Source organism: Streptomyces sp. PR69 (assembly GCF_026420845.1).
Taxonomy (GTDB): Bacteria; Actinomycetota; Actinomycetes; order Streptomycetales; family Streptomycetaceae; genus Streptomyces.
Genome location: NZ_JAOWCB010000002.1, coordinates 179,060 through 200,754, shown reverse-complemented (window position 1 = coordinate 200,754; position 21,695 = coordinate 179,060). Strand labels below are relative to the sequence as shown.

Sequence of the window (21,695 nt, the reverse complement as noted above, 5' to 3'; positions counted from 1 at the left end):
CGCTGGATGCAGCCGTACCGCCCGATGCGGGCGTACCGGCGGTAGCCGTAGCGGAAGGCGCGCTACCGGAAGCAGCGTGGCCGTCCGCGTGCCACTATCGGGCGGGGCGGGCATCGGGGCGGGTGGGGGGCGAGGGATGGCCGGCATAGGAATCGGGCGGCTCGGGGACGACGATCCGCAAGCGCTGGGCGACTACCGTCTGTTGTGGCGGCTCACCTCCGGGGGCATGGGGCGGATCTATCTGGCGAGGTCCGCCGCGGGCGGGCCGCTCGTCGCGGTCAAGACGCTGCTCGCCGAGGGGGTCGTGGGCGCGACCGACCGGCAGCGGTTCGCGCGGGAGGTCAGGCTGGCGCAGCGGATCGACAGCGCCTACACGGCGCGGGTGCTGGCCGCCGACCCGGACGCCCCGCGGCCCTGGATGGCCATCGAGTACATACCGGCCCCCGCGCTGTCCGACCTGGTCCGCGACGCCGGGCCGCTGCCGGCGTGGGCCGCGCCGTCGATCGCGGCGGGGGCCGTGCAGGCGCTGCTCGCCCTGCACGCCAAGGGCGTCATCCACCGGGACGTCAAGCCCCAGAACATCCTGCTGCCCCTGACCGGCCCCCTGCTCATCGACTTCGGCATCTCGCACGCCGTCGACCTCACCCGTACCTCGCTGACGCTGGGCACCATCCCCTTCACCTCGCCGGAACAGGCGCGCGGTGAGCCGAGCAGCGAGGCATCCGATGTGTACGCGCTGGGCGCGACGCTCTTCCACCTCGCCGTCGGCCACCCGCCCTACCCGGAGGGGCTCGGAGCGATGGCCCTGCTGGCCCTCGTCCAGGCGGGCAGGACGGATCTGACGGGGCTGCCCCGGGAACTGGACCCGCTGGTCCGGCCCTGTCTGGCCGTCGCCCCGGAGCACCGGCCCCGGCCCGCCCAGCTCGTGGGCCGCGCCCTGGAGACGCTCGACCGGACGGCCGCGCTGCGGAGCGGACGGCGCTGGCTGCCGGTGGAGTGGACGGCGATGATCGAGGCGTACGAGGCGCATGGGCGGGCGCTCGGCGCGGCGGCCCCGCCCCCGGCATCCGAAGGGCCCACCCGGCCGCTGCCTCCCCCCGCGCCGACGCTCCTCGCCCCAGGGGAGCGGGCGGCGCGCCGCGAGCGGGAGAGGAAGGCGCGCGAGGCCCGCCGCCGCCGGGAGGCGGAGCTGCGCAGGGCGGCCGCACCGCGGCCGCCGGGTCCGCAGGGGTCTGCGTCGCGGCAGCCGGGTCCGCAGCAGCGCACACCGCAGCCGTCTGCGCCGCAGCGCCCCGGCCCGCCGCAGGGGCCTGCGCCGCGGTCGCGTGCGTCGCAGCAGCCCGGCCCCCAGCGGCCTGTGCCGCAACGCCCCGGCCCGCAGGGGCCCGTACCGGGGTGGCCGTCGGCGCGGCCTTCGGCGCCGCCCTCCCGGCCCCGTTCATCCGGCCGCGGCGGCGGCTGGGTCGCCGCCGTGCTGCTGGTGGTCGCCCTGCTGGTCTGGCAGCCCTGGGAGAGCGACCACTCCTCCGGCTCGACGAGCGGCAGTTCGCTCGGTTCGTCGGGCGGGTCGTCCAGTGGATCGCCGCGTGGGGCGTCCGACGGCTCGTACACCCGTGGTGACAAGAGCCCCAGCGCACGGGACACCCCGCAGACCGACCCCGCCCCGGACCCCACCCAGGCCGCGTTCAAGGCCGTGTCGCCCGGCGACTGCCTCCCGGTCTACGACACCGGATACGGCGGCGACTCCATCCGGTGGAACACCGACGTGCCGCCCGCCGCGGTGTCCTGTTTCAGCGGCAACGCCAACGTCCGCGTCACCCGTGTCACCAGTGGCTCCTGCCCCACCGGCACGGGAGAGGCCTACTGGGGCTACCGCTCCCCGAGCAGCGGTGAGACCACCCGGCTCTGCCTCACCCGCATCTACCGCCCTTTCTACTGCATGCTCGGCCGGCAGACGGGCGACCGGATCTCCCTGGCCCCGATGTCGCTGGTCGACTGCCGCAGCACGAGCCTCCCCGCCCGGTACAACCGCATCCTGCACATCACCGGCGTCTATCAGGCCCCGCCCGGCGCCGGCAGCCACAACTGCCTGCGCACGCCGGGCGACAGCACGCCGTACTGGGCCTGGCTGGTGCACAACGGCGCGACGCTGGTGTGCACAACGCCCTACCAGGGCGGCTGACCGCCGAGCCGTGCGGGCAGGGCCTGATGTCCGTTGGAGATGAACGAGTCCACCGGACGCAGCTCTTCGGACGGGACGGCCAGGGCGAGTCCGGGGAATCGCTCGAAGAGCGCGGGGAGCGCGATCCGGGCCTCCAGCCTGCCCAGCGACGCGCCCAGGCAGAAGTGGACGCCATGGCCGAAGGCCAGATGCTCTTTGTCAGGGCGGGTGACGTCGAAGCGGCCGGCGTCCTTGCCGTGGCGCTCGGGGCAGCGGCCGGCGGCGGCGTACGCGGCGAGGATCGCCTCCCCCTTGCGGATCACCGGTGCGCCGGGCACCTCGATGTCCTCCACCGCGTACCGCAGCGGCAGACTGGCCACCGGCGCGTCATGGCGCAGGCTCTCCTCGATGACGTCGTCCCAGGAGGCGCGGCCCTCCCGCACCAGGGCGAGCTGTTCGGGGTGGGTGAGCAGGGCGTGGATGGCGTTGTCGATGAGATTGACCGTCGTCTCATGGCCCGCGCCGATCATCAGGAGCAGGGTGCCGAGCAGCTCCTGTTCGCTGAGCCGGGCGCCGCCCTGGTCGTCTCGTGCGGCGATCAGTGCGCTGGTCATGTCGTCGGCGGGCGACTCCCGCTTGGCGGCGACGAGTTCGCCCAGGACGGCGTAGAGCCGGGCGTAGGTGGCGGTGACCTCCTCGGGGTCGGCGGAGGTGTGGAAGATGCTGTCCACGATGGCGCGCAGCGCCTCCCGCTTGTCCTCGGGCAGCCCGAACAGCTCGCTGATCACCTGGATCGGCAGCGGATAGGCGTACATCTCCCGCAGATCCACCACGCCGCCGTCCCGCCCCGCCTCGGCGACGCGGTCCAGCAGGCCGGCGGTGATCTCCTCGACGCGCGGCCGCAGCGCGGCGGTTCGGCGTGCGGTGAACGCCTTGGCGACCAGTGTGCGCAGCCTTTTGTGCTCGTCGCCGTAGGCGGTGAACATGTTTTCCACCGCGACCCAGGTGAACAGCGGCCACTCGGGGGAGATCTCGCCGTCGATCCAGGCGGGCCAGTGGCGGCGCGGGTCCTTGGAGACGCGTGGATCGGTGAGCAGCTCCTTGAGCACCTCAGGCGCGCTGACCGCCCACGCCTCGACTCCGCCGGGGAGTTCGACGCGGGTGAGCGGCCCGTGCGCGCGTATGCGGGCGGCTTCCTCGTGGATGTCGCGTCCGGTCGGGTCTATCACCACACGGGACGGGTCTGCCATGGCGGCCTCCCTGGCCTTCGCTCCGACGCACTCCTTCAGCGGCTCGAACGCTACTTCGAGGCAGCGGGCCGCATCGAGACCGCCTTTCGGGCGGTGTGCGCGGTGGCGCAGCGTCCGTACGCGTACGGGGAGGTGGGCTCCGCCCGCGTCACAGCGCGTCCACGGCGCTGACCTTCCAGCCGTCCGGGGTGCTGACCAGCGTCATCCGGACGCGGTTGAGGTCGAGACGGGGCGTGGAGAGCCGGGTGCTGGTGGTGACCTGGTTGACGAAGAGCAGCACCACCGCCTTGTCCGGTGTGGCCGACACCACCGAGGCCGCGGGGGCGTCGTCGCCGTTGGGGGGCGTGGCGACGGTGGCCTTGACGGTGCCGCGGTACTTCGTGGCGGTGGGGGTGACGACGGTCTTCGTGGTCTTGCCGTACTGGTCGAGGAAGTCGCCGGTGAGATGGCGGCGGGCCGCGGCGAAGTCGCGGTCCAGGTGGCGGTGGTCGTACGACAGGATCACCGGTGCCGCCTCGCGGGCGGCGGCCAGCGCGGAGGCACGGGCCTGGGCGGTGCGTTCGGCCTGGCGGTACTGCCAGGCGAGTACGGCGCCGGCGGCCAGGGCCAGTACGACCAGCAGCGCCAGCGCGCCGCTGAGCACCGCGCTCCGCCGGCCGCGGGGGCGGGCGGCCGGAGACCGGGGCTCGGTCCCGGTGCTGACGGCCGGTTTTGCCCCGGACCCCGGCTCGTCGGCGCGCTGGGCGCGTTCGGACCGCTTGGCCGCGGCGCGCGCGGCCGCCGCCACGCGGACGGATCGGTTCGCCATGGTGTTTCTCCTCAAGGGCGGGCTCAGGGTGGGGCGGGTCAGCCGGCGAAGGCGACGTCGGACGTCAGCCACCGTCCGTCCTCAAGGACGAGGTCGAGCTGAAGGCGGTAGTTGCGGGCGGCGCCCTCGGGGGTGGCGACATTGGTGACCTTGCTGTCCGCCGCCACCAGGACGCGGGCGGACCGTTCGTCCGCCCGGACGATGCCCGCGTCGAGGATCCGGCCCTCGGAGACCGACTGGTTCTCGGCGACGAGCTTCGTCAGCTGCTCCGTCTGCGCCGAGAACTGCTCCTTGAAGTCTCCGGTCGCGCCGCTCAGGACGTTCTTGCTGTCCCGGTCGTAGTGCCGGTAGTCGAGCGACGTGAAGTTGAGCGCCGACTGCCGGGCCGCGGCCAGGATGTCCTGGTGCCGCTGGTCCGCCGTCCGGCGCTCGTACACCTGGACGCCGAGCCATCCGGACGCGGCCGTCAGCGCGACGGCCAGGACGGCCAGCGCCGCGGTGACCGCCGGGCGCAGCAGGACGCGGCGGGCGCTGCGGGCGCTGCGGGCGCTGCGGACGCGGGGGACACGGCGGACGCGGGGGAGGCGGATGACCCGTGTGACGCGGCGGATGCGGGTTATGCCATGGGACCGACGAGCAGCCATTGCCAGGAGTCCTTTCCGAATGTGCTCTGTGCACCGCCTGTGGAACCGATCTGGACGGGCTGACGGCCGGCCCCGCCCAGCTGGCCCGCGCCCGCCGAGCCGCCTGGTGCGGCCCCCGCGCGGGGGGCGTTCTGGGCGCCGCGCACGGAGGTGTCGCTGCCGCGCGGCTCGGTGCAGCGGGCGTCCGTGTTGGCCGGGCGGTCGGAGGTGTCGGCGGGGTCGCGGCGCTGGGTTCCGTACCCCTGACGGCACGGCGGCGGATCGTCGGCGTTCACGACCATGCCGAAGTGGGTGGTGCCGTCGCCCGGCAGCACCGTGTAGCTGCCCGCGACTGCCACCGGGAAGGTGACCAGCATCTGTTCGACGCCGGGCAGCCGGGCGAGGGTGATCTGACCGCCGCTGATCAGATTGCCCAGCAGCACGGGGAGGTGCGGACGGTTGGCCGTCAGCAGCTCGTTCACCTCGTGTGCGGCCGACGCGCCGTTGCCCATCAGCGCCCGGATGTCTCCGTCGCTCGCTTTGAGCTGTGCCGTGAGGGCCGCCAGATCGCGTGAAAAGCCCTTGATGGCCGACTCCTGGTCCGTCTGGGTCTTCAGCACCTTCCGTGAGTCCTCGATGAGCGCGATGGTCTCCGGGAGGGCGTCGGACGCCGACTCCACGAGCGCATTGCCCGAGTCGACCAGCCGGGTCAGATGGGGTCCGGTGCCGGAGAAGGCCCTGCCCAGCTCGTCGACCGTGATCCGCAGATCCTGCTTGTCCACCGACCGCACCAGCCGGTCCAGACTGAGGATCAGCTCTGTGGCGGGCGTGGGCACCCGTGTGTTGCGGCGCGGCACCGTGCTGCCGTCCCGCAGACGCGGGCCGTCGTCGGAGCGCGGCTGGAGGTCCACATACTGCTCGCCGACCGCCGAACGGTTCGCGACCACCGCGAGGCTGTCGGCCGGGATCTCGGGGGAGTCTTTCAGCCGAAGCTCCACCGAGACGCCCCCGGAGCCGCTCAGCCGCAGTTCGCCCACCCGGCCCACGGGCACCCCGCGGTAGGTGACCTCCGCGCCGGTGTAGATGCCGCCGGAGTCGGCGAACTCGGCCCGTACGGTGTAGCCGCGGCCCAGCAGCCGGTCGGCGAGTCCGGTGTACTCGGCGGCCACATGGGACACGCCGAGGGCGGTGACGAGGGCGAAGGCGAGCAGCTGCGCTCTGACCGTACGGGTGATCACGGCAGCAGTCCCTTCAGCAGCAGCCCGGCGAGGGCGGCGTCGACGCCCGGCGGATAGCCGCCGTCGGCGGCGTATGTGCTCTGGTACGAGGCGCGGTGGGCCGAGGGGCAGAGCGGCAGACAGGTCAGGCCGGCGTCTCCGTCGCCCTCTCCGCCACCGGCTCCGTCTCCCTCGCCGCCGGGCAGGTCCGGGGCGGTCGGCCCGTCCGGCGTGCCCGGCGGCTGCGGGGCCTGCGGCAGCTCGGGGGACTCGGGCAGGCCGGGCACGGTGGGCAGACCGGGCAGCTCAGGCAGCTCAGGGCCCCCAGGGACCTCGGGCAGTTCGGGGGCGGGCGCGGCCGGGTCGCCGGGCTGCGGCGGCGCCCCGCCGTCCCCGGCCAGATTGCCGTAGAGGCTGCGCAGGTCCAGATCGGCGGTGACCTTGAGATTGACGTAGTCGCCCTTGATCGCGTCCACCACGTTCCGCGGGAACGGATAGGTCGTCAGCAGCTCCAGGGCGTTGGGGAGATCCGCGCCCGCCTTGTTGAGCTGCTTCAGGATCGGCTGGAGCGCCCGCAGATTGGCGATCACATCGTCCCGGGACGCGTTGACCACCCTGGTGCCCGTGACGCCCAGCTCCGACAGGGACCGGAGCATGGCGGTGAGCTTGGGGCGCTGGTCGGCGAGCACCTTGAGCGCGGGCGGCATGGCCGTGACAGCCTGCCCGATCGTCTTCTTCTCCTTGGCGAGCGTGGCGGACAGCTTGTCGATGCCCTCCAGCGCGCGGACGATCTCCTTCTTCTGGGCGTCCAGGCCGCCGAGGAAGGTCTTCAGCTCAAAGAGCAGGGACTTGACCCGGTCCTCGCGGCCGTCGAGCGCCTTGTTCAGCTCCGTCGTTATCGTCTTGAGCTGGGCCACTCCGCCGCCGTTGAGCAGCGCCGACAGCGCGGAGAGGACCTCCTCGATCTCGGGGTCGCGCCCGCTGCGGGCGAGCGGAATCCGGTCGCCGTCGGACAGCCGGCCGACCGGCTCCGCCCCGCCGCCCTCAGGCGGCGGCGACAGCGCCACATACTTCTCACCGAGCATGCTGGTCTGCCGGATCTCGGCGAGCGCATTGGCCGGCAGCCGGACCGAATCGGAGATCCGCAGCCGTACGCGTGCGTGCCAGCCGTCCAGCTCCACCTTCTCGACGGCCCCGACGGTGACGTTGTTGACCTTCACCGTGGACTGCGGGACGAGATCGAGGACATCGCGGAACTCGACCGTGACCCGGTGGCTGCGGCCGTCCGCCGCCGCGCCGCCGGGCAGCGGCACATCGTGCAGGCCGTGGAACTCGCAGCCGGTCAGCAGCAGTGAACTGGCGGCGGCCCACAGGACCGTCGTGCGCCGTGTTTTCGTACGCCGTGCCTTCATGCGCCGTGGCCCTCCAGGATCCCGCCGAGCGTCTTGTCGGTCGCGCCCTGTCCCGCCGATGACGCGGGCAGCGCCGGCAGCGAGTCGAACAGCTCCCTCAGGTCCGCGCAGTCGCCGCCGCCGTCCCCGCCCGTCTCACCGGCCGTCTTGAGCAGGGAGCACAGCAGCGACGCCGGGTCCTGCGGCTCGTCCGGGTTGCTCCGGGTGTCCAGCGTCCCGGCGGAAGGGTTGTAGGCGTTCTGCAGATTGGACAGCCCGGCGGGTGCGACATCGAGGAACTCCTCAAGTGCGGCCCGCTGGCTGACCAGGACGCGGGTCACCTTGCTCAGACCCTTCACATCGGCGGTCAGGTCCTTCTTGTTCTGTTTCACGAACTCCGACACATCGGCGAGCGCGGCCGCCAGATGGGAGATGGCGGCGGCGAGGTCCTTGCGCTCCCCGGCCAGCTGCTCTGCCACCTTGGCCAGGTTGTCGTTGAACGACCGGACATGAGTGTCATCGGCCGCCAGCGTGGCGGTGAACAGCTGGAGGTTGCGCACAGTCCCGAACAGGTCCTGCCGTCCGTCGGCGAGCGTGGTGACGGCCTGGGAGAGGTCCTTGACCGTCTGGTGCAGCTGATCCCCCTGGCCCTGGAGGTTGTCCGCGCTGACGGCCAGCAGCCGGGACAGCGCGCCGTCCTCGTTGGCGCCCCGCGGCCCCAGCGCGTCCGCCGTGGTGCGGAGTCCGTCGAAGACCCGGTCCAGCTCGACCGGCACGGCCGTGCGGTCCAGCGGGATGACGTCGCCGCTGCGCATCGCAGGACCGCCGCGGTGGACGGGCAGCAGCTGCACATAGCGGTCGCTGACGACGGAGGAGTTGACGATGGCCGCGCGCGCGTCCGGCGGCACCTTGTGTTCGGCCGCGTACTCCAGCTCGACCCGCACCCGGTCGCCCTCCGGCGTGATCTCCTTGACCTCGCCGATCCGCACGCCGAGCACCCGCACATCGGAGCCCGGATAGATGCCGACCGTACGGGGGAAGTACGCGGTCACCGTGACCGCCTGCGACTGCGGCAGCAGCCATACGACGCCGAGGGCCGCGACGCAGACCGCGAGGGCGACGGCGAGCCCGATGCGCAGGCGTCGCGTGAACGTGAGCTGTGGAAGCTTCATCGGGAGTCTCCCGTTCGCGGGACCACCGGCGTGGGGGCGACCATGTTCTGGATATAGCTGTCGAACCAGCGTCCGTTGCCCAGGGTGTTGGTGAAGACCCGGGCGTACGGCGCGAGCAGCCTGACGCTGCGGTCGAGACTGGCCTGGTTGCGCTCCAGCATCCGCACCACGGTGTTCAGCCGTTTCAGCGCGGGCCCGATCGCCTGGCGGTTGTCCTTGACGAGCCCGGAGAGCTGAACGCTGAGCGCGACCGAGCTCTTGAGCAGCGCGTGAATGGCCTCGCGCCTGGCGTGGATCTCCGCCAGCAGCTTGTCGCCGTCCCTGACCAGCCTGCTGAACTCCTTGCGCCGCTCGGCGAGCACGCCGGTGACGCCGTCGGCGTGGTCGAGGAGCGTCCGCAGGGCTTCGTCGCGGGAGGCCACGGTGCGGGAGAGCTTCGACAGGCCCTGGATGGAGGCCTTCACCTCGTCGGGCGCGTCCTCGAAGGTCGTGGAGAGCGTGTCCAGCGCGGCGGCCAGCCGCTCCTTGTCGATCTGCTCGGTCGTCACAGTGAGGTCGCTGAACGCCTCCACCACGTCATACGCCGGCACGGTGCGCTTCAGCGGTATCTCGCCGCCCGGCTTCAGCCGCCCCTCGCCCTTGGGCTGAAGCGCCAGATACTTCGCGCCCAGGATCGTCTTGACGCGGATCGACGCCCCGGTGCGGGACCCCAGCTTCCGGTCCTCGTCGTCGATCCGGAAGGTCACCTTGACATGGCCGCCGTCCAGGCCGACTCCGTCGACCTTGCCGACCTTGACGCCGGCGATCCGCACCTCGTCGCCGGGCTTGAGCCCGCCGGCCTCGGAGAAGGCGGCGCTGTAGGTCTGCCCGCCGCCGATCAGCGGCAGGCTCTCGACATGGAACGCGGCCGTGATCAGCAGCGTGACGGCGGTGAGCCCGGCGGCGCCGATCACGACGGGGTTGCGGTCTCGGAAGGGGATCAACCGGCACACCTCGCCCGGTCCACATGGAGTTCAGGAGTGATGACCTCGTCCGTTCCCGGCAGCACGATCCGGCCGTCGAAGTCGCAGAGATAGAAGTTGAACCAGGAGCCGTACGACGCCGTGCCGGTCAGCTTGTTCAGCTTGCCGGGCAGTCGTTTCAGCACGCCCTCCACGGTCTTCTCGTGGTCGTTCAGGGTCCCGGTGAGCCGGGACAGCTCGGCGATGTCGTTCTTCAGCGGCGGCCGGGCGTCCTTGAGGAGCCCGGAGGCGGCCTCCGCGAGCCCGTTGATGTCGCCGAGGGACTCCCCGATGGGCTTGCGGTCGGCCGCGAGCCCCGAGATCAGCCGCTGCAGCTGGGCGATCAGCTGCGAGAAGCGGGCGCTTCGCTTGTCCACCGTGCTGAGCACCGCGTTGAGATTGTCGATCACCGAGCCGATCAGCTGGTCGCGTTCGGCGAGTGTGGCGGTGAGCGACGCGGTGTGCGCGAGCAGACTGCGCACCGTGCCGCCCTCGCCCTGGAGGGTTTTGACGATCTCGGTGGCGAGCTGGTTCATGTCCTGGGGGCTGAGCGCGGCGAACAGCGGCTTGAAGCCGTTCAGCAGGGCGTTGAGGTCGAGCGCCGGCTCGGTGCGGGAGAGCGGGATACGGCCGCCGGGGCGCAGCCGTTCGTCGCCCCCGGGGCCTTCCGTCAGCGCGATATAGCGCTGGCCGATCAGGCTGCGGTAGCGGATGACGGCACGGGTGCCGGCGTGCAGCGGCCGGTCGCGCCGGACGGTGAAGGTGACCTCGGCCAGTTCCCGGTCCTCGGCCTTGTCCTCAACCGTCCTGATGTCCTCCACCTCGCCGACCCTGACCCCGGCGATTCTGATGTCGTCCCCCTCCTCCAGGCTGGTGACGTCGCTGAAGACGGCGGTGTACGAATCCTTGGCCGCAAGGGAGAAGTTGACGATGGTCGCGGCGAGCACGGCGGTCGCGGCCACGGTCACCACGGCGAAGACGCTCAGCTTGACCAGCTGGGGCGCGGCGGTTCTGGTGCTCGTACGGCTCATGCGACGCTCACCGCCGTCCCGCGCGCCATCGGGCCGAACAGCAGCGTGGTGACCGCGGGCACCTCGTCGGCGGGCACGCCCATGACCGGGGCCACGAGCGAGGCGACGGCGTGCTGCTCGGCCGGGGTGCCGGACACCGCGAGGCCGGGGCCGTGAGGGCCGCCGCCGCCCGAACCCGTCCGCCGGGTGCCGTCGTCGAGCTTGGCAGGCGGCGCGGGCACGTGCGGATGGGGCAGTCCTCTGCAATTCGGTCCTGAACGCTCGGCATAGCGCGGTTCCTCGCCGGGTCGGTAGGGGGCTCGCGGATGGACGACTTCCAGGGTGATCCGCATCTTTCCGCCCCTGAAAGCCTGTTCGGACGCTGCTTCCTGCCGTACGAGACCCGCCAGCAGACATGGGTACTGGGGCGAGTAGCGGGCGAACAGCGCCAGCGTGGGACGGGAGACCCGGCCCAGGGTGATCAGCCGTTCCGCGTTCTCGTCGAGCAGGGTTTCCGCGGTTCCGGCCGCGGTCGCGGTCGAGGTGAGCAGCGCGGCGAGCCGGTCCTCCTGCTCGACCAGCGTCGCGCTGGTGGTGAGGGTGTTGCGCAGGATGCGCAGCAGGTCGGGTGCGGCGTCGCGGTACACCTCGGCGACATCGGCGAAGCGCGAGATGTCCTCCTGGAGGGAGGGCATATGCGGGTTGAGCCGGTGCAGATAGTCCTCAAGGCGGACGAGGTTGCCGCCGATCGCGTCGCCCCGCCCCTCCAGGGCGGTGGCGAACGCGGACAGGGTGGCGTTCAGCTTGCCCGGCTGGACCGTGCGCAGCAGCGGCAGCAGATCGTTCATCAGCTGCTGGATCTCCATGCCGACCGTCGTGCGGTCCTGGGTGATGACGTCCCCGGCCCGGATGTGCCGGACCGCGGATCTCCCCGGCGATGTGCCCGGCGCGGATTGTGCTGACGCGGACTTCCCCTGCGACCCCTGCGACCCTTGCGACCCCTGCGACGCCTTCGACCCCGGCCTCTCCGGGATGACCAGGTCGACGTACTTCTCGCCGAACAGCGTCTTGGGCAGCAGCCGGGCGTGCACATCGGCCGGGATGAGCGGCACGTGCTCCGGCTTCAGCGCGATGCCGAGCGTGGCCTTCTCCCCGTCGGCGCGCACCTCGCGCACCTCGCCGACGAGCAGCCCGCGCAGCTTGACGTCCGCGCGCGGCTCCAGCTGGTTGCCGAGCGTGCCGGCCTCCAGGGTGATCCGTACGACGGGGGTGAACACCTGCTGGTAGACCGCGACCGTCAGCGACAGCAGCAGGGCGATGACGGCGAGGAAGACGACCCCGTACAGCCGCAGCCGCACGGTCCGCCCCGGCCTGGGAAGTCTGGTCATAGGTGCCTACCCCGCAATCCGGACAGTGGTGTTGGCGCCCCAGATCGCCAGGCTGAGAAAGAAGTCGAGGATGTTGATCGCGACGATGGACGTCCGCACGGCACGGCCGACCGCGACGCCCACGCCGGCCGGTCCGCCGCTCGCGTAGTAGCCGTAGTAGCAGTGCACCAGGATGATCACGATGGCGAAGACGACCACCTTGCCGAAGGACCACAGCACGTCGACCGGCGGCAGATACTGCTGGAAGTAGTGGTCGTAGGTGCCGGTGGACTGGCCGTAATAGCCGGTCGTGATGGTCCGCGCGGCGAAGTACGAGGACAGCAGCCCGATCACATACAGCGGGATCACCGCCACAAAGCCCGCGATCATCCGGGTGGTGACCAGGAACGGCAGTGAGGGGACGCCCATCACCTCCAGCGCGTCGGTCTCCTCGCTGATCCGCATCGCGCCGAGCTGGGCGGTGAAGCCCGCGCCGACCGTCGCGGACAGCGCGAGCCCGGCCACCAGCGGGGCGATCTCCCGGGTGTTGAAGTACGCGGACAGGAAGGCCACGAAGTTGGAGGTGCCGAGCTGGTTGAGCGCCGCGTATCCCTGGAGCCCCACCTCGGTGCCGGTGAAGAAGGACAGAAACGCGATGACGCCGACCGTGCCGCCGACCACCGCGAGCGCGCCCCGGCCAAAGCTCACCTCGGCGAGCAGCCGCAGCACCTCCTTCTTGTAGCGGCGCAGGGTGCGGCCGGTCCAGGCGATCGAGCGCCCGTAGAAGGCAAGCTGGACGCCGAGTTCCTCAAGCGCGCGCAGCGGCCGGCCGAGCAGCCGGTGCGTCACCCCCGTCATACGTCCCGTCAGAGCCATCCCCTGCTATCCCCTCTGCGGAACGACTTGGAAGTAGACGGCGGTCATCACGAAGTTCGTCACGAACAGCAACATGAAGGTGATGACCACCGACTGGTTCACGGCGTCGCCGACGCCCTTCGGGCCGCCCTTGGCGGTCAGCCCCTTGTACGAGGCGACGATCGCGGCGATCGCCCCGAACACCAGCGCCTTCAGCTCGGCCGCCCAGAGATCGGACAGCTGGGCGAGCGTGGTGAAGGAAGCGAGATACGCGCCGGGCGTGCCGTCCTGCATGATCACGTTGAAGAAATAGCCGCCGGCCACCCCGACGACGGAGACCAGGCCGTTGAGCAGCACCGCCACCAGCATGGTGGCCAGCACCCGGGGCACCACCAGCCGGTGGATCGGATCGATGCCGAGCACCTGCATGGCGTCGATCTCCTCCCGGATCTTCCGTGCGCCCAGATCGGCGCAGATCGCCGTGCCTCCCGCGCCCGCGATCAGCAGGGCGGTGACGATCGGCGACGCCTCGCGCAGCACGGCGAGCACCGATGCCGCCCCGGCGAACGACTGGGCGCCGAGCTGCCGCGTCAGACTGCCGATCTGCAGGGCGATGACGGCGCCGAAGGGGATGGAGACCAGAGCCGTGGGCAGGATGGTCACACTGGCGATGAACCACGCCTGCTGGATGAACTCCCGGATCTGGAAGGGGCGGCGCGGCAGCGTCCGCAGGACGTCCAGGGCCATGGCGAAGAGGCTGCCGGAGTGGCGGAGCGCGCCGAGGGGGGACAGGCTCATAGGTCTGTCACCGCCTCGCGCGGTTCAGCCTCGCGCTGGTCCGCCTTACGCGCCGGTTCCGCTTCGTCCTTCGGCTTCGCTTCGGCCTCCGGTTTCGCCTTGTCCCCTGGTTCCGCCTTGTCCTCCGGTTTCGCTTCGCGTTTGGCGATCGCCTCCCAGCGGGGCGGGCGGGCGATGCCGGGACTGGGCAGCAGGCGGGGCGTCATGCCCGTGGCCGTGGCCGCCTTCGGACCGGACTCCCCCTTCGCGTTCCGCCCCTCCCGCTCCCCGAGCTGCGCCAGCTCCTGCTCGACCTGGGCGGCGTCCTTCTCCTCCGCCATGCCGATCGGCCCCTGCATCCTGCCGTTGAGGAACTGCCGTACGACAGGCTCGTCGCTGGTCAGCAGCTGCTCCCGCGGCCCGAACATCACCAGCTCCCGCCGGAACAGCAGCCCGATGTTGTCCGGGACCTGCCGGGCTGATGCGATGTCGTGCGTGACGATCAGAAACGTCGCGTCGATCTGCGCGTTCAGATCCACGATCAGCTGGTTGAGATAGGCCACGCGTACGGGATCGAGCCCCGAGTCGGGCTCGTCGAAGAGGATGATCTCCGGGTCGAGCACCAGCGCCCGGGCCAGTCCGGCCCGTTTGCGCATACCGCCGGAGATCTCGCCGGGGAGCTTCTCCTCGGCGCCGATCAGACCGACCATGTCCATTTTCTCCAGGACGATCCGTCGGATCTCGCTCTCCGGCTTGCGGGTGTGCTCGCGCAGCGGAAAGGCGATGTTGTCGTACAGATGCATCGACCCGAACAGCGCGCCGTCCTGGAACAGCACGCCGAACAGCTTGCGCACCTCGTACAGCTCGTGCTCGCGGAGCTTGGTGACGTCCTGGCCGGCGATGGTGACGCTGCCGCGGTCCGGTCGCAGCAGACCGACGAGCGTCTTGAGGAACACCGACTTGCCCGTGCCGGAGGGGCCGAGCATGACGGACACCTCCCCGGCGGGCAGCGTCAGCGACACGTCCTGCCAGATGACCTGGTGGCCGAAGGATTTCGTCAACCCTTCCACACAGATCTCGACACCCATCCGGTTCACCCTCCACGCCCGGGGAGCAGCTCTGACAACCGCTCTACGGGGAGGGGTGGGGCGTCCGTCGCGAGAAGGCGAAGATTTTTTACGTGGAGGACATCGCGCAGGACATCAGGGATGCGGTACGGAGGGCGACGGCGTCATATCCGGGATGTCCGCGACATCGTTGACGGTCGCCGCTTCCGGCACATCCGGCGCATCCGGCACATCAGGCGCTTCGGGGATCTGCGGGATCTCCAGGACCTTGGGCACGGCTGGTGCTCCGGGCACGGCAGGCAGCGCGGGCGACACCTCCGGCAGGGCGACCTCCGGCACGGACGCCTCCGGCAGCACCTCCGGGAGGGAGACGGCCGCCAGGCCGGGGGAAGCGCCGTGACCGCCTTCCGCAGGAGCCGCCGCAGGCCGCGGAGCGGTCGGCGGGGGCGCTGGGGCCGCCGCGGCTTCGGGCGTGGCTTCGGGCGCGGCCGAGCGGACCGCAGCGGAGCCCGGAGGGCGCGTCTCGGGCGTGTCCTGGACGAAGGGGACGACCAGGCCCGCCGCCACGGCCAGCGTCGCCGCGGCGGACGCCGCGACCACGGCGTGGGCGGGCCCGCCCGCCTGGCCCGCCTGTTCCCGGCCGCGTCCGATCAGCCACAGGCCGAGCGCCAGCGTGCCGGCCAGCGACTTGCGCAGCGTACGGCGGGCCCTGGCCAGCAACGACTCGACGGCCTCGTAGCTCAGATCCATCTCCCGCGCGATCTGCCCCACGTCCCGGTCCTCCGACTTGAGCCGGAGGGCCTCCGCCTGGCGCGCGGGCAGCTCCCTGCTGCGGAACGCCACCCAGGTGGCCTCGGCGCGGTCGCACACCGCCTCCTCGACCGGCGTCGGCCCGGACGGGCTGAGCGTGGGCGCGCCGCTCACCTGGGCCTCACGGCGGACCTGCCGGTGGCGGTCCACGCACAGCCGCATGGTCACGGTGGTCAGCCAGGCGCCCAGCCGGGCGTCGTCGAGATGGGTGCTCTCCGCGGCGCGCAGCATCGCCTCCTGGACGGCGTCCTCCGCGTCCTCGGCACTCATCGACCTGCGGCGCGCCACCTTGAGCAGGTGCTCGCGGTGACTCCACATACGCTGCCACCGCTGATGGGCCGCGTCATCGCCCGGTCCCGCCGGGTGAGCGGGACGTATCTCCGCCGACATGAGGCTCCCTTGCGCTCAGGTCCTGATCGCGGGGAGGTTACCGCCGGGTATCCGCCCTTGGATACCCCTCTCCTCATATCAGGGGCTCCGCCCCGAACCCCCGCGCCTCAATCGCCGGCGGGGCTGGATTTCCGGCCGCTGCGCTTCCGGCCCCCGGCAGGGCTGGGTTTCTGGCTCCTGGGCCTCAAGCACCCAGCGGGCTGGAGTTTCCAGCCCGCTTGGTGCCACGGGACGGATCCGGGGGAGTTTGAGGGAACGGCCGAAGGCCGTGCGGCGGGGGCGCGGCGGCGCGGGGCTGCCGCCCTCCTGGGGCGCGGGGCGGCAGCCCCGCAGACCCTCCCCAGGAGGGGGGCTGGGGGCGGAGCCCCCAGTTTCGGGAGGGGGAGGGGCAGGGGAAACCGCCCTCGGCCCCACGCCCCTAGCCCACGGGGTCGAGCCCCACGGCGGAGGGGAGAAGTCCGTCGTCCGGCACCTCGGGGACGGGCACAGCGGTGGGGCCGGGCAGCGGGCCCGTCTCCCCGGCGTCCGCGGGGCGGCTCGCCGCGGGGGAGGGCGACGCCGTGGCCGTGGCCGCCGGCGAAGGGCTCCGCGACGGCCGAGGCGCCGGAGCGGCACGCGTCGGCTCAGGCTCGACCCGCGGCTCCGGCCGGCGCTCCGCCGGCCGGCGCTCCGCTTCCGCCCCCGAGGACCCCGCACCGCCCCGGTCCCGCACCACCCGATGCCCGTCCGCGAAGTACGCGTACCACGCCAGCACGACCCGCAGATACTCCCGCGACCGGTTGTACGCGAGAACCGCCCGCTCCAGATCCCCCGGCAGCGCCAGCCTCCGTCCGCCCGCGCACAGATAGCGCCCCGCCGCCAGTGCCGCGTCATAGACGTTGTGGGGGTCGGCCTTGCCGTCCCCGTTGCCGTCGGCGCCCCATCTCGCCCAGGTGGAGGGGATGAACTGCATCGGCCCGACGGCCCGGTCATATGTGACGTCGCCGTCGTACGCGCCTTTGTCGGTGTCCCGGATCAGCGCGAAGTGCCGGCCGTTCAGCTGCGGGCCGACGATCGGCGTGGTCGTCGTGCCGTCCGCGCGGGTCCGGCCGCCCCGCGCCTGGCCGGACTCGACCTGTCCGATCGCGGCGAGCAGCTGCCAGCGCAGACCGCACCCGGGGGCGCTTCGTGCCAGCGCCGCCTCCGCCTTCCCATAGGCGTCGAAGACCGTCGCCGGGACGGCGGCCCCGCGCCCGGCCCCGAACGCGGCCGCGCGCCCGGCCTCCGCGTCGTCGCCGGACGCGGGCAGACCGCGCACCCGCAGCGGGGGCAGCTCATGCCGGTAGTAGGCGTCCCCGGGCATCTCCTGCTCCTGCTCCGCCGCCGTGACCGCGGCCCGCCCCGGAGCGGCGGTGCGTACGGGCGTCAGGCCCGGCCCCTGCGATCCGGTGAGCGCCGCCATCGCCGCCGCCGCGGCCGCCGTCCTCGTCAGCCCCCTGCGCATACGCCGCATACGCCCCGTCATGGATCAGGCCCTCCCCTGTCGCCGCCGCGCCGAGCCCGGCGCGGCGCCTCGTCCCGTGCTCTATGTGCTTTACGGGGCGGGGAGTCGGGTCCGTCGCGGAAAGATTTCAGGTCCTCGCGCTAGTGTGCGGCCGTGAGTCTTTACGTCGTCGTAGGATTCGGGCCCGCTGGGGCCGCAACCGCTCGGCTGCTGGCCGAAGAAGGCCATTCGGTACGGGTCGTCACCCTGTCGGGCCGCAGTCCGGAGCCCGGCATCGAGCATGTCGCGCTGGACGCGACGGACAGCGGGAGACTGAGCGAGGCCGCGCAGGGCGCGGCGGCGATCTACAGCTGTGCCGCACCGCCGTACCACCGCTGGGTGAGCGACTGGCCGCCGCTGGCGTCGTCGCTCTGCGCGGCGGCCGAGGCGACCGGGGCCGTCCTGGTCATGCTGGGCAATCTGTACGGCTACGGCCCGGTGGAGGGGCCGCTGACGGAGGAGCTGCCGCTCGCGGCGACCGGCCCCAAGGGGCGGGTGCGCGCCGCCGTTTGGGAGCAGGCACGGGGCCTGCATGAGCAGGGCCGCATCAAGGCGGTCGAGGTGCGGGCCTCGGACTTCTTCGGGCCCGGTGTGACCGACGGCGGTCATCTGGCCGGGCGGGTCATGCCACGGCTCCTGCGGGGCAAGCCCGTCTCCACGCTCGGGGACCCGGACGCCCCGCACAGCTGGGCCTATCTCCCCGACGTGGCCAGGGCCCTGGTCGAGGTCGCGAGCGAGGAACGGGCCTGGGGGCGGGCCTGGCACGTCCCGATGGAGCCTGAGCTGTCCACCCGGGAGATGGTCGACCGCCTGGCCGCTCAGGCGGACTCGGGGCCGGTCGCGGTGCGCAGGCTGCCGCCGGCCGTTCTGGGCGTCGCGTCGCTGTTCTCGCCGCTGATCCGCGAACTGAAGGAGATCCGGTATCAGTTCGACCGTCCGTTCACGGCGGATTCCAGCACCTACGAAGCCGCGTTCGCGGTCCGCGCCACCCCCCTCGACCAGCAGATCAAGGCGACGGTGGACTGGTGGCGTGAGCGACTGGCCGCCACCGGGTGACGCCCGTGGCAGCGAGGGGTCCCAACGTGAGCTCAGCCGTGGGTTCGGCGGGACCGCGCCGTGACGACGTGGCGATCGTGGGAATGGCCTGCCGCTATCCGGGGGCGCGGAATGTGAACCAGTACTGGCGGCTGCTGACCGCACCGCGGGCGCAGTTCTCCGCCGTTCCGGACTCGCGGTGGCGCGCCGCCGCCTTCCTGAGCGACGACTTCCGCGACGCGGCCGCGGCCTATACGGACACCATGGCGCTGCTGCCGGACGTGGGCTGCTTTGACGCCGCGCACTACGGCATTCCGCCGCGGCGGGCCAGATCGATGGACCCGCAGGGACGGCTGCTGATCGACCTCGCCCGTGAGGCCATCCAGGACGCGGGATGGGAGGCCGAGGGCTTCGACCGCGAGGAGACCTCGGTGATCACATCGCTCACCGAGAGCGGCTACCGCGAGCTGAGCACCCTCCGGGTCCGGATGCGGCAGCTGGCCGGCGGCGAGTTCGGGGCCCGGGCGGCCGATCCCCGGCTGCCCGAAACGGTCCGCGCGGTCGACCGGCTGCACGGCACGTCCGTGGCCGGGCTCCTGCTCAACATGGGCCCGAACACGATCAGTTCGGTCTTCGATCTGCACGGCGAGAGCTATGCGCTGGACTCGGCGTGCTCCGGCGGACTCATGGCCGTGGCCAACGCCGTCTTCGCACTGCGCGCGGGCCGGTGCCGTATCGCACTCGCCGGCGGCGCGCAGCTGATCCTCACCCCCGATCTGTTGGTGGGGCTGTGCCGGGTCGGCGCGATCTCCCGCAGCGGCCGGTGTCTGCCGTTCGGCGCGGAGGCCGACGGCTTCGTCCTGGGAGAGGGCGCCGGGGTCCTCGTGCACGGCCCAGGCCCGTACGGCACCGGCCCGTACAGGGGCGGAGGAGGGGCCGCACCTGCTGGTCCTCAGCGCCCGCGACCGGGCCGGACTGGCCCGTTACGCACGGGAACTGGCGCACATCCTCACCGGCGACCGGCCGCCGCTGGCCGAGGTGGCGGACACCCTGGCCCGTCGCGCGCCTCTCGCTGAACGCCTCGCCGTCGTGGCGGAGGACGCCGCCGACGCCGCCGCCAAGCTGACCGAGGCGGCCGAGGCCGTCGCCGCGGGCCGTACGGGAGTCCTCGGGCAGGGACAGCTGACCGGCACGGCGTCCGCGACGCTTCCCGACGAGCTGCCCGCGGTGCCGGAGGAACCCGTTTTGCCGCCGGGCGCGCTGTCCGCGGAGGCACGTACGGAGGTGCTGACGCGGCTCGCGGAGCGTGTGGTGACCGGCTCGGTGCTTCGTCCGGCGAAGGAGCGAATACCCCCGTGCACCCTGCCGCCGAGTCCGCTCGCCCCGCGCCGCCACTGGGCGGTGGACGAGTCGGCTCGCGAGGCCGGGGACCCGCCAGGACCGGTGGACTCGCATGAGGCCGCGCCGACCTCCTCGGCGCGGACCGCAGAGGAATCCGCCGGGGCTGCCGTCTCCGCCGTCGTCGCCCCCTCTGCCCCGTCCGCCGCGTCCATCGTGCTGGAAGAGGTGTCGCGGACCGGCGTCTTCCCCCTCTCAGACCTGAGCGAGCGGATGACGCTGGTGGCCGACCTCGGCTTTGACTCCCTGAAGCTCCAGGAGCTGGAGGTCGCCATCGGCAAGCGGGCGCCGGGCTTCCGCACCGATGAGATGTTCTCGCCCGGCCTGACCATCGACCGGCTGATCGCACTGGTCGCGCTGACTGGTTCGCACCCGGCGGAGCCGTCGGCCCCCAGCGAGCCCGTGCCGCAGGAAACGCATACGCCGCAGGAAACGCGTACGCCCCACGGCACCCCGGCTGCCCGGGAGACCGCGTCCATCGACGATTTCCCGGAAGTACGGCAGTTCGAGGAGGGCTTGAGCGCGATCACCGCCACTGGTGCGGACTTCCCGTACTTCCGGATCCACCAGGGCAACATCCGCGACACGACCGTGATCGGCGGCCGGCCGTATCTGTCCTTCGGCAGCTACAACTACCTGGGGCTCTCCGGCCATCCGGCGGTCAACGAAGCCGTGCGCCAGGCGGTGGACCGGTACGGCACCTCGGTCTCCGCCAGCCGGGCGCTCTCCGGGGAACGGGATCTGACCGTACGGCTGGAGCGGACGCTCGCCGACGGTGCGGTGGCTGCGGCATACGCTGCCGGGCTTTGTCTACAGCGTCGGCCTGACCCCGGCCAACGCGGCCGCGGCGCTGGCCGCCGCCGAGCTGATCGCAGCGGAGCAGCACCGGGTGCGTACGCTGCGGCGGAACGCGGAGCTCTTCCTCGGCCTGGCCGCCTCGGCCGGTCTGGCGACGGGCGCCAGCGCCGGCACTCCGATCGTGCCGTGCGTCCTCGGCGACTCGGCGCGGACGCTGCGTGTCGCGGACCGGCTGTACGACAGAGGCGTCATCGCCGACCCGATCTTCCATCCGGCCGTGGAGGAGGGGCTGTCGAGGCTGCGGTTCTTCGTCACCAGCGAACACGGCGAGGACGACATCCGGCGGGCCGTGTCGATCCTGGCCGAGGAGGTGGCGGCCGCCGGGGGATGAGCGGCTCACCGCGACGGCCGGGGCGTCGGACTCGGCGGCGGCATCAGATCAGGGTGCGTTCGATCCGGCTCAGCATGGCGCTCTTTGCTGATTCCCCGCTCTGCGGGGCCTCGCCCTCCGGGGCCGGGGGCGCGCCGTGCCGTTCGCCGGCGCTGCCCGCTCGCTGGGAGAGCAGATAGGCGATGACCTCGGCTTCCTGCTCCTGGACGTCGTCGTACGTCGCGCGCAGGAGCATGTCGCGCACCAGGTCGGGGTCGAGGTTGGGGAAGAGGAGACGGGCGCTCGCCTCGTCCAGCCAGCCCGCCCCGCGGTGGCAGCAGATGATGTGGCCCAGCTCATGCAAGATGATGTGCTCCTGATGCGCGCTGGTGGTGTTGGCGTCGTAGAAGATGAGGTCCTCGTCGCGTGCGGCGACCCACATGCCGCACGGCTGCGACGCGGGCATCTGCATCGGGACCAGCGTGATAGGACGGTCGCGGATCTCGCTCAGGTGACGGCAGAGTTCGGCTACATCGGCTGTCTGCGGCAGATCGAGTTCGGCGATCCGCCGTGCGCCGGCCTTCCGGAGCTTCTTGAGCTGGGTGCGGCGGTCCTGGTCGGCCGACCGCCCCTTCCAGAGGCCCCTCACTCCGCCATGCCCCTCACGCCCCGA

General features: G+C 72.1%; 17 protein-coding genes and 1 pseudogene. 3 read left to right on the top strand and 15 right to left on the bottom strand.

Annotated features, from left to right (window positions below; translation table 11 throughout):
* The first annotated feature begins 136 nt into the window (after positions 1 to 136).
* The gene (locus tag OF819_RS02685) at positions 137 to 2,182 is read left to right on the top strand and encodes a serine/threonine-protein kinase (RefSeq protein WP_267241648.1); all 2,046 of its coding nucleotides are present in this window, start codon (positions 137 to 139) and stop codon (positions 2,180 to 2,182) included.
* Here OF819_RS02685 and OF819_RS02680 read toward each other — a convergent pair.
* From OF819_RS02680 to OF819_RS02615, 14 genes are all read right to left on the bottom strand, one after another.
* Positions 2,167 to 3,411, bottom strand: coding sequence for a cytochrome P450 family protein (locus OF819_RS02680; protein ID WP_267241647.1), 1,245 nt, complete (start codon positions 3,409 to 3,411; stop codon positions 2,167 to 2,169). The genes OF819_RS02685 and OF819_RS02680 overlap by 16 nt on opposite strands.
* A gap of 148 nt (positions 3,412 to 3,559) precedes the next feature.
* Positions 3,560 to 4,219: a hypothetical protein gene (locus tag OF819_RS02675; RefSeq protein WP_267241646.1), complete on the bottom strand. Its 660-nt coding sequence runs from the start codon at positions 4,217 to 4,219 to the stop codon at positions 3,560 to 3,562.
* 38 nt (positions 4,220 to 4,257) lie between these two features.
* Positions 4,258 to 4,863, bottom strand: a complete 606-nt coding sequence (locus tag OF819_RS02670; RefSeq protein ID WP_323748888.1) for a hypothetical protein — start codon at positions 4,861 to 4,863, stop codon at positions 4,258 to 4,260.
* Positions 4,836 to 6,080, bottom strand: a complete 1,245-nt coding sequence (locus OF819_RS02665) for an MCE family protein (RefSeq protein WP_267241645.1) — start codon at positions 6,078 to 6,080, stop codon at positions 4,836 to 4,838. Before OF819_RS02665 ends, OF819_RS02670 begins: the two co-directional genes overlap by 28 nt.
* Positions 6,077 to 7,471, bottom strand: coding sequence for an MCE family protein (locus OF819_RS02660; protein WP_267241644.1), 1,395 nt, complete (start codon positions 7,469 to 7,471; stop codon positions 6,077 to 6,079). Before OF819_RS02660 ends, OF819_RS02665 begins: the two co-directional genes overlap by 4 nt.
* On the bottom strand, positions 7,468 to 8,622 hold the full coding sequence (locus tag OF819_RS02655; protein WP_267241643.1) for an MCE family protein: 1,155 nt from the start codon (positions 8,620 to 8,622) through the stop codon (positions 7,468 to 7,470). The genes OF819_RS02660 and OF819_RS02655 overlap by 4 nt, the downstream gene beginning before the upstream one ends.
* Positions 8,619 to 9,605 carry an MCE family protein gene (locus OF819_RS02650; RefSeq protein ID WP_267241642.1) on the bottom strand — a complete coding sequence of 329 codons (987 nt, stop codon included), beginning with the start codon at positions 9,603 to 9,605 and terminating at the stop codon, positions 8,619 to 8,621. Before OF819_RS02650 ends, OF819_RS02655 begins: the two co-directional genes overlap by 4 nt.
* Positions 9,602 to 10,654, bottom strand: coding sequence for an MCE family protein (locus tag OF819_RS02645; protein ID WP_267241641.1), 1,053 nt, complete (start codon positions 10,652 to 10,654; stop codon positions 9,602 to 9,604). Before OF819_RS02645 ends, OF819_RS02650 begins: the two co-directional genes overlap by 4 nt.
* Positions 10,651 to 12,021 (bottom strand): MCE family protein, encoded by a 1,371-nt coding sequence (locus tag OF819_RS02640; protein WP_267241640.1) that lies wholly within the window; start codon positions 12,019 to 12,021, stop codon positions 10,651 to 10,653. Before OF819_RS02640 ends, OF819_RS02645 begins: the two co-directional genes overlap by 4 nt.
* A gap of 6 nt (positions 12,022 to 12,027) precedes the next feature.
* Complete coding sequence (locus tag OF819_RS02635; protein ID WP_267241788.1) at positions 12,028 to 12,858, bottom strand: MlaE family ABC transporter permease; 831 nt, start codon at positions 12,856 to 12,858, stop codon at positions 12,028 to 12,030.
* A gap of 24 nt (positions 12,859 to 12,882) precedes the next feature.
* Entirely contained in the window at positions 12,883 to 13,653 is a 771-nt protein-coding gene (locus OF819_RS02630) for an MlaE family ABC transporter permease (protein ID WP_267241639.1), read from the bottom strand.
* On the bottom strand, positions 13,650 to 14,720 hold the full coding sequence (locus tag OF819_RS02625; protein ID WP_267241638.1) for an ATP-binding cassette domain-containing protein: 1,071 nt from the start codon (positions 14,718 to 14,720) through the stop codon (positions 13,650 to 13,652). The genes OF819_RS02630 and OF819_RS02625 overlap by 4 nt, the downstream gene beginning before the upstream one ends.
* Before the next feature lie 114 nt (positions 14,721 to 14,834).
* Positions 14,835 to 15,827 (bottom strand): sigma-70 family RNA polymerase sigma factor, encoded by a 993-nt coding sequence (locus OF819_RS02620; RefSeq protein WP_267241637.1) that lies wholly within the window; start codon positions 15,825 to 15,827, stop codon positions 14,835 to 14,837.
* Positions 15,828 to 16,317: 490 nt separating this feature from the next.
* Positions 16,318 to 17,403, bottom strand: coding sequence for a lytic transglycosylase domain-containing protein (locus OF819_RS02615; RefSeq protein WP_267241636.1), 1,086 nt, complete (start codon positions 17,401 to 17,403; stop codon positions 16,318 to 16,320).
* Positions 17,404 to 17,535: 132 nt separating this feature from the next.
* On the opposite strand from OF819_RS02615, the gene OF819_RS02610 reads away from it, so the two are divergent.
* Both OF819_RS02610 and OF819_RS29200 read left to right on the top strand, forming a co-directional pair.
* Positions 17,536 to 18,477: an NAD-dependent epimerase/dehydratase family protein gene (locus OF819_RS02610; RefSeq protein ID WP_267241635.1), complete on the top strand. Its 942-nt coding sequence runs from the start codon at positions 17,536 to 17,538 to the stop codon at positions 18,475 to 18,477.
* A pseudogene (locus tag OF819_RS29200) lies at positions 18,474 to 21,043 on the top strand (aminotransferase class I/II-fold pyridoxal phosphate-dependent enzyme). Before OF819_RS02610 ends, OF819_RS29200 begins: the two are co-directional and overlap by 4 nt.
* Positions 21,044 to 21,086: 43 nt before the next feature.
* Here OF819_RS29200 and OF819_RS02590 read toward each other — a convergent pair.
* On the bottom strand, positions 21,087 to 21,671 hold the full coding sequence (locus OF819_RS02590) for a toxin (RefSeq protein WP_267241631.1): 585 nt from the start codon (positions 21,669 to 21,671) through the stop codon (positions 21,087 to 21,089).
* Positions 21,672 to 21,695: the final 24 nt, after the last annotated feature.

Excerpts from the sequence above, each read along its gene's own strand:
- OF819_RS02685 (WP_267241648.1), top strand. The coding sequence starts at position 137 with ATGGCCGGCATAGGAATCGGGCGGCTCGGGGACGACGATCCGCAAGCG.
- OF819_RS02680 (WP_267241647.1), bottom strand. The coding sequence starts at position 3,411 with ATGGCAGACCCGTCCCGTGTGGTGATAGACCCGACCGGACGCGACATC.
- OF819_RS02675 (WP_267241646.1), bottom strand. The coding sequence starts at position 4,219 with ATGGCGAACCGATCCGTCCGCGTGGCGGCGGCCGCGCGCGCCGCGGCC.
- OF819_RS02670 (WP_323748888.1), bottom strand. The coding sequence starts at position 4,863 with ATGGCTGCTCGTCGGTCCCATGGCATAACCCGCATCCGCCGCGTCACA.
- OF819_RS02660 (WP_267241644.1), bottom strand. The coding sequence starts at position 7,471 with ATGAAGGCACGGCGTACGAAAACACGGCGCACGACGGTCCTGTGGGCC.
- OF819_RS02655 (WP_267241643.1), bottom strand. The coding sequence starts at position 8,622 with ATGAAGCTTCCACAGCTCACGTTCACGCGACGCCTGCGCATCGGGCTC.
- OF819_RS02645 (WP_267241641.1), bottom strand. The coding sequence starts at position 10,654 with ATGAGCCGTACGAGCACCAGAACCGCCGCGCCCCAGCTGGTCAAGCTG.
- OF819_RS02640 (WP_267241640.1), bottom strand. The coding sequence starts at position 12,021 with ATGACCAGACTTCCCAGGCCGGGGCGGACCGTGCGGCTGCGGCTGTAC.
- OF819_RS02635 (WP_267241788.1), bottom strand. The coding sequence starts at position 12,858 with ATGACGGGGGTGACGCACCGGCTGCTCGGCCGGCCGCTGCGCGCGCTT.
- OF819_RS02630 (WP_267241639.1), bottom strand. The coding sequence starts at position 13,653 with ATGAGCCTGTCCCCCCTCGGCGCGCTCCGCCACTCCGGCAGCCTCTTC.
- OF819_RS02625 (WP_267241638.1), bottom strand. The coding sequence starts at position 14,720 with ATGGGTGTCGAGATCTGTGTGGAAGGGTTGACGAAATCCTTCGGCCAC.
- OF819_RS02620 (WP_267241637.1), bottom strand. The coding sequence starts at position 15,827 with ATGTGGAGTCACCGCGAGCACCTGCTCAAGGTGGCGCGCCGCAGGTCG.
- OF819_RS02615 (WP_267241636.1), bottom strand. The coding sequence starts at position 17,403 with ATGACGGGGCGTATGCGGCGTATGCGCAGGGGGCTGACGAGGACGGCG.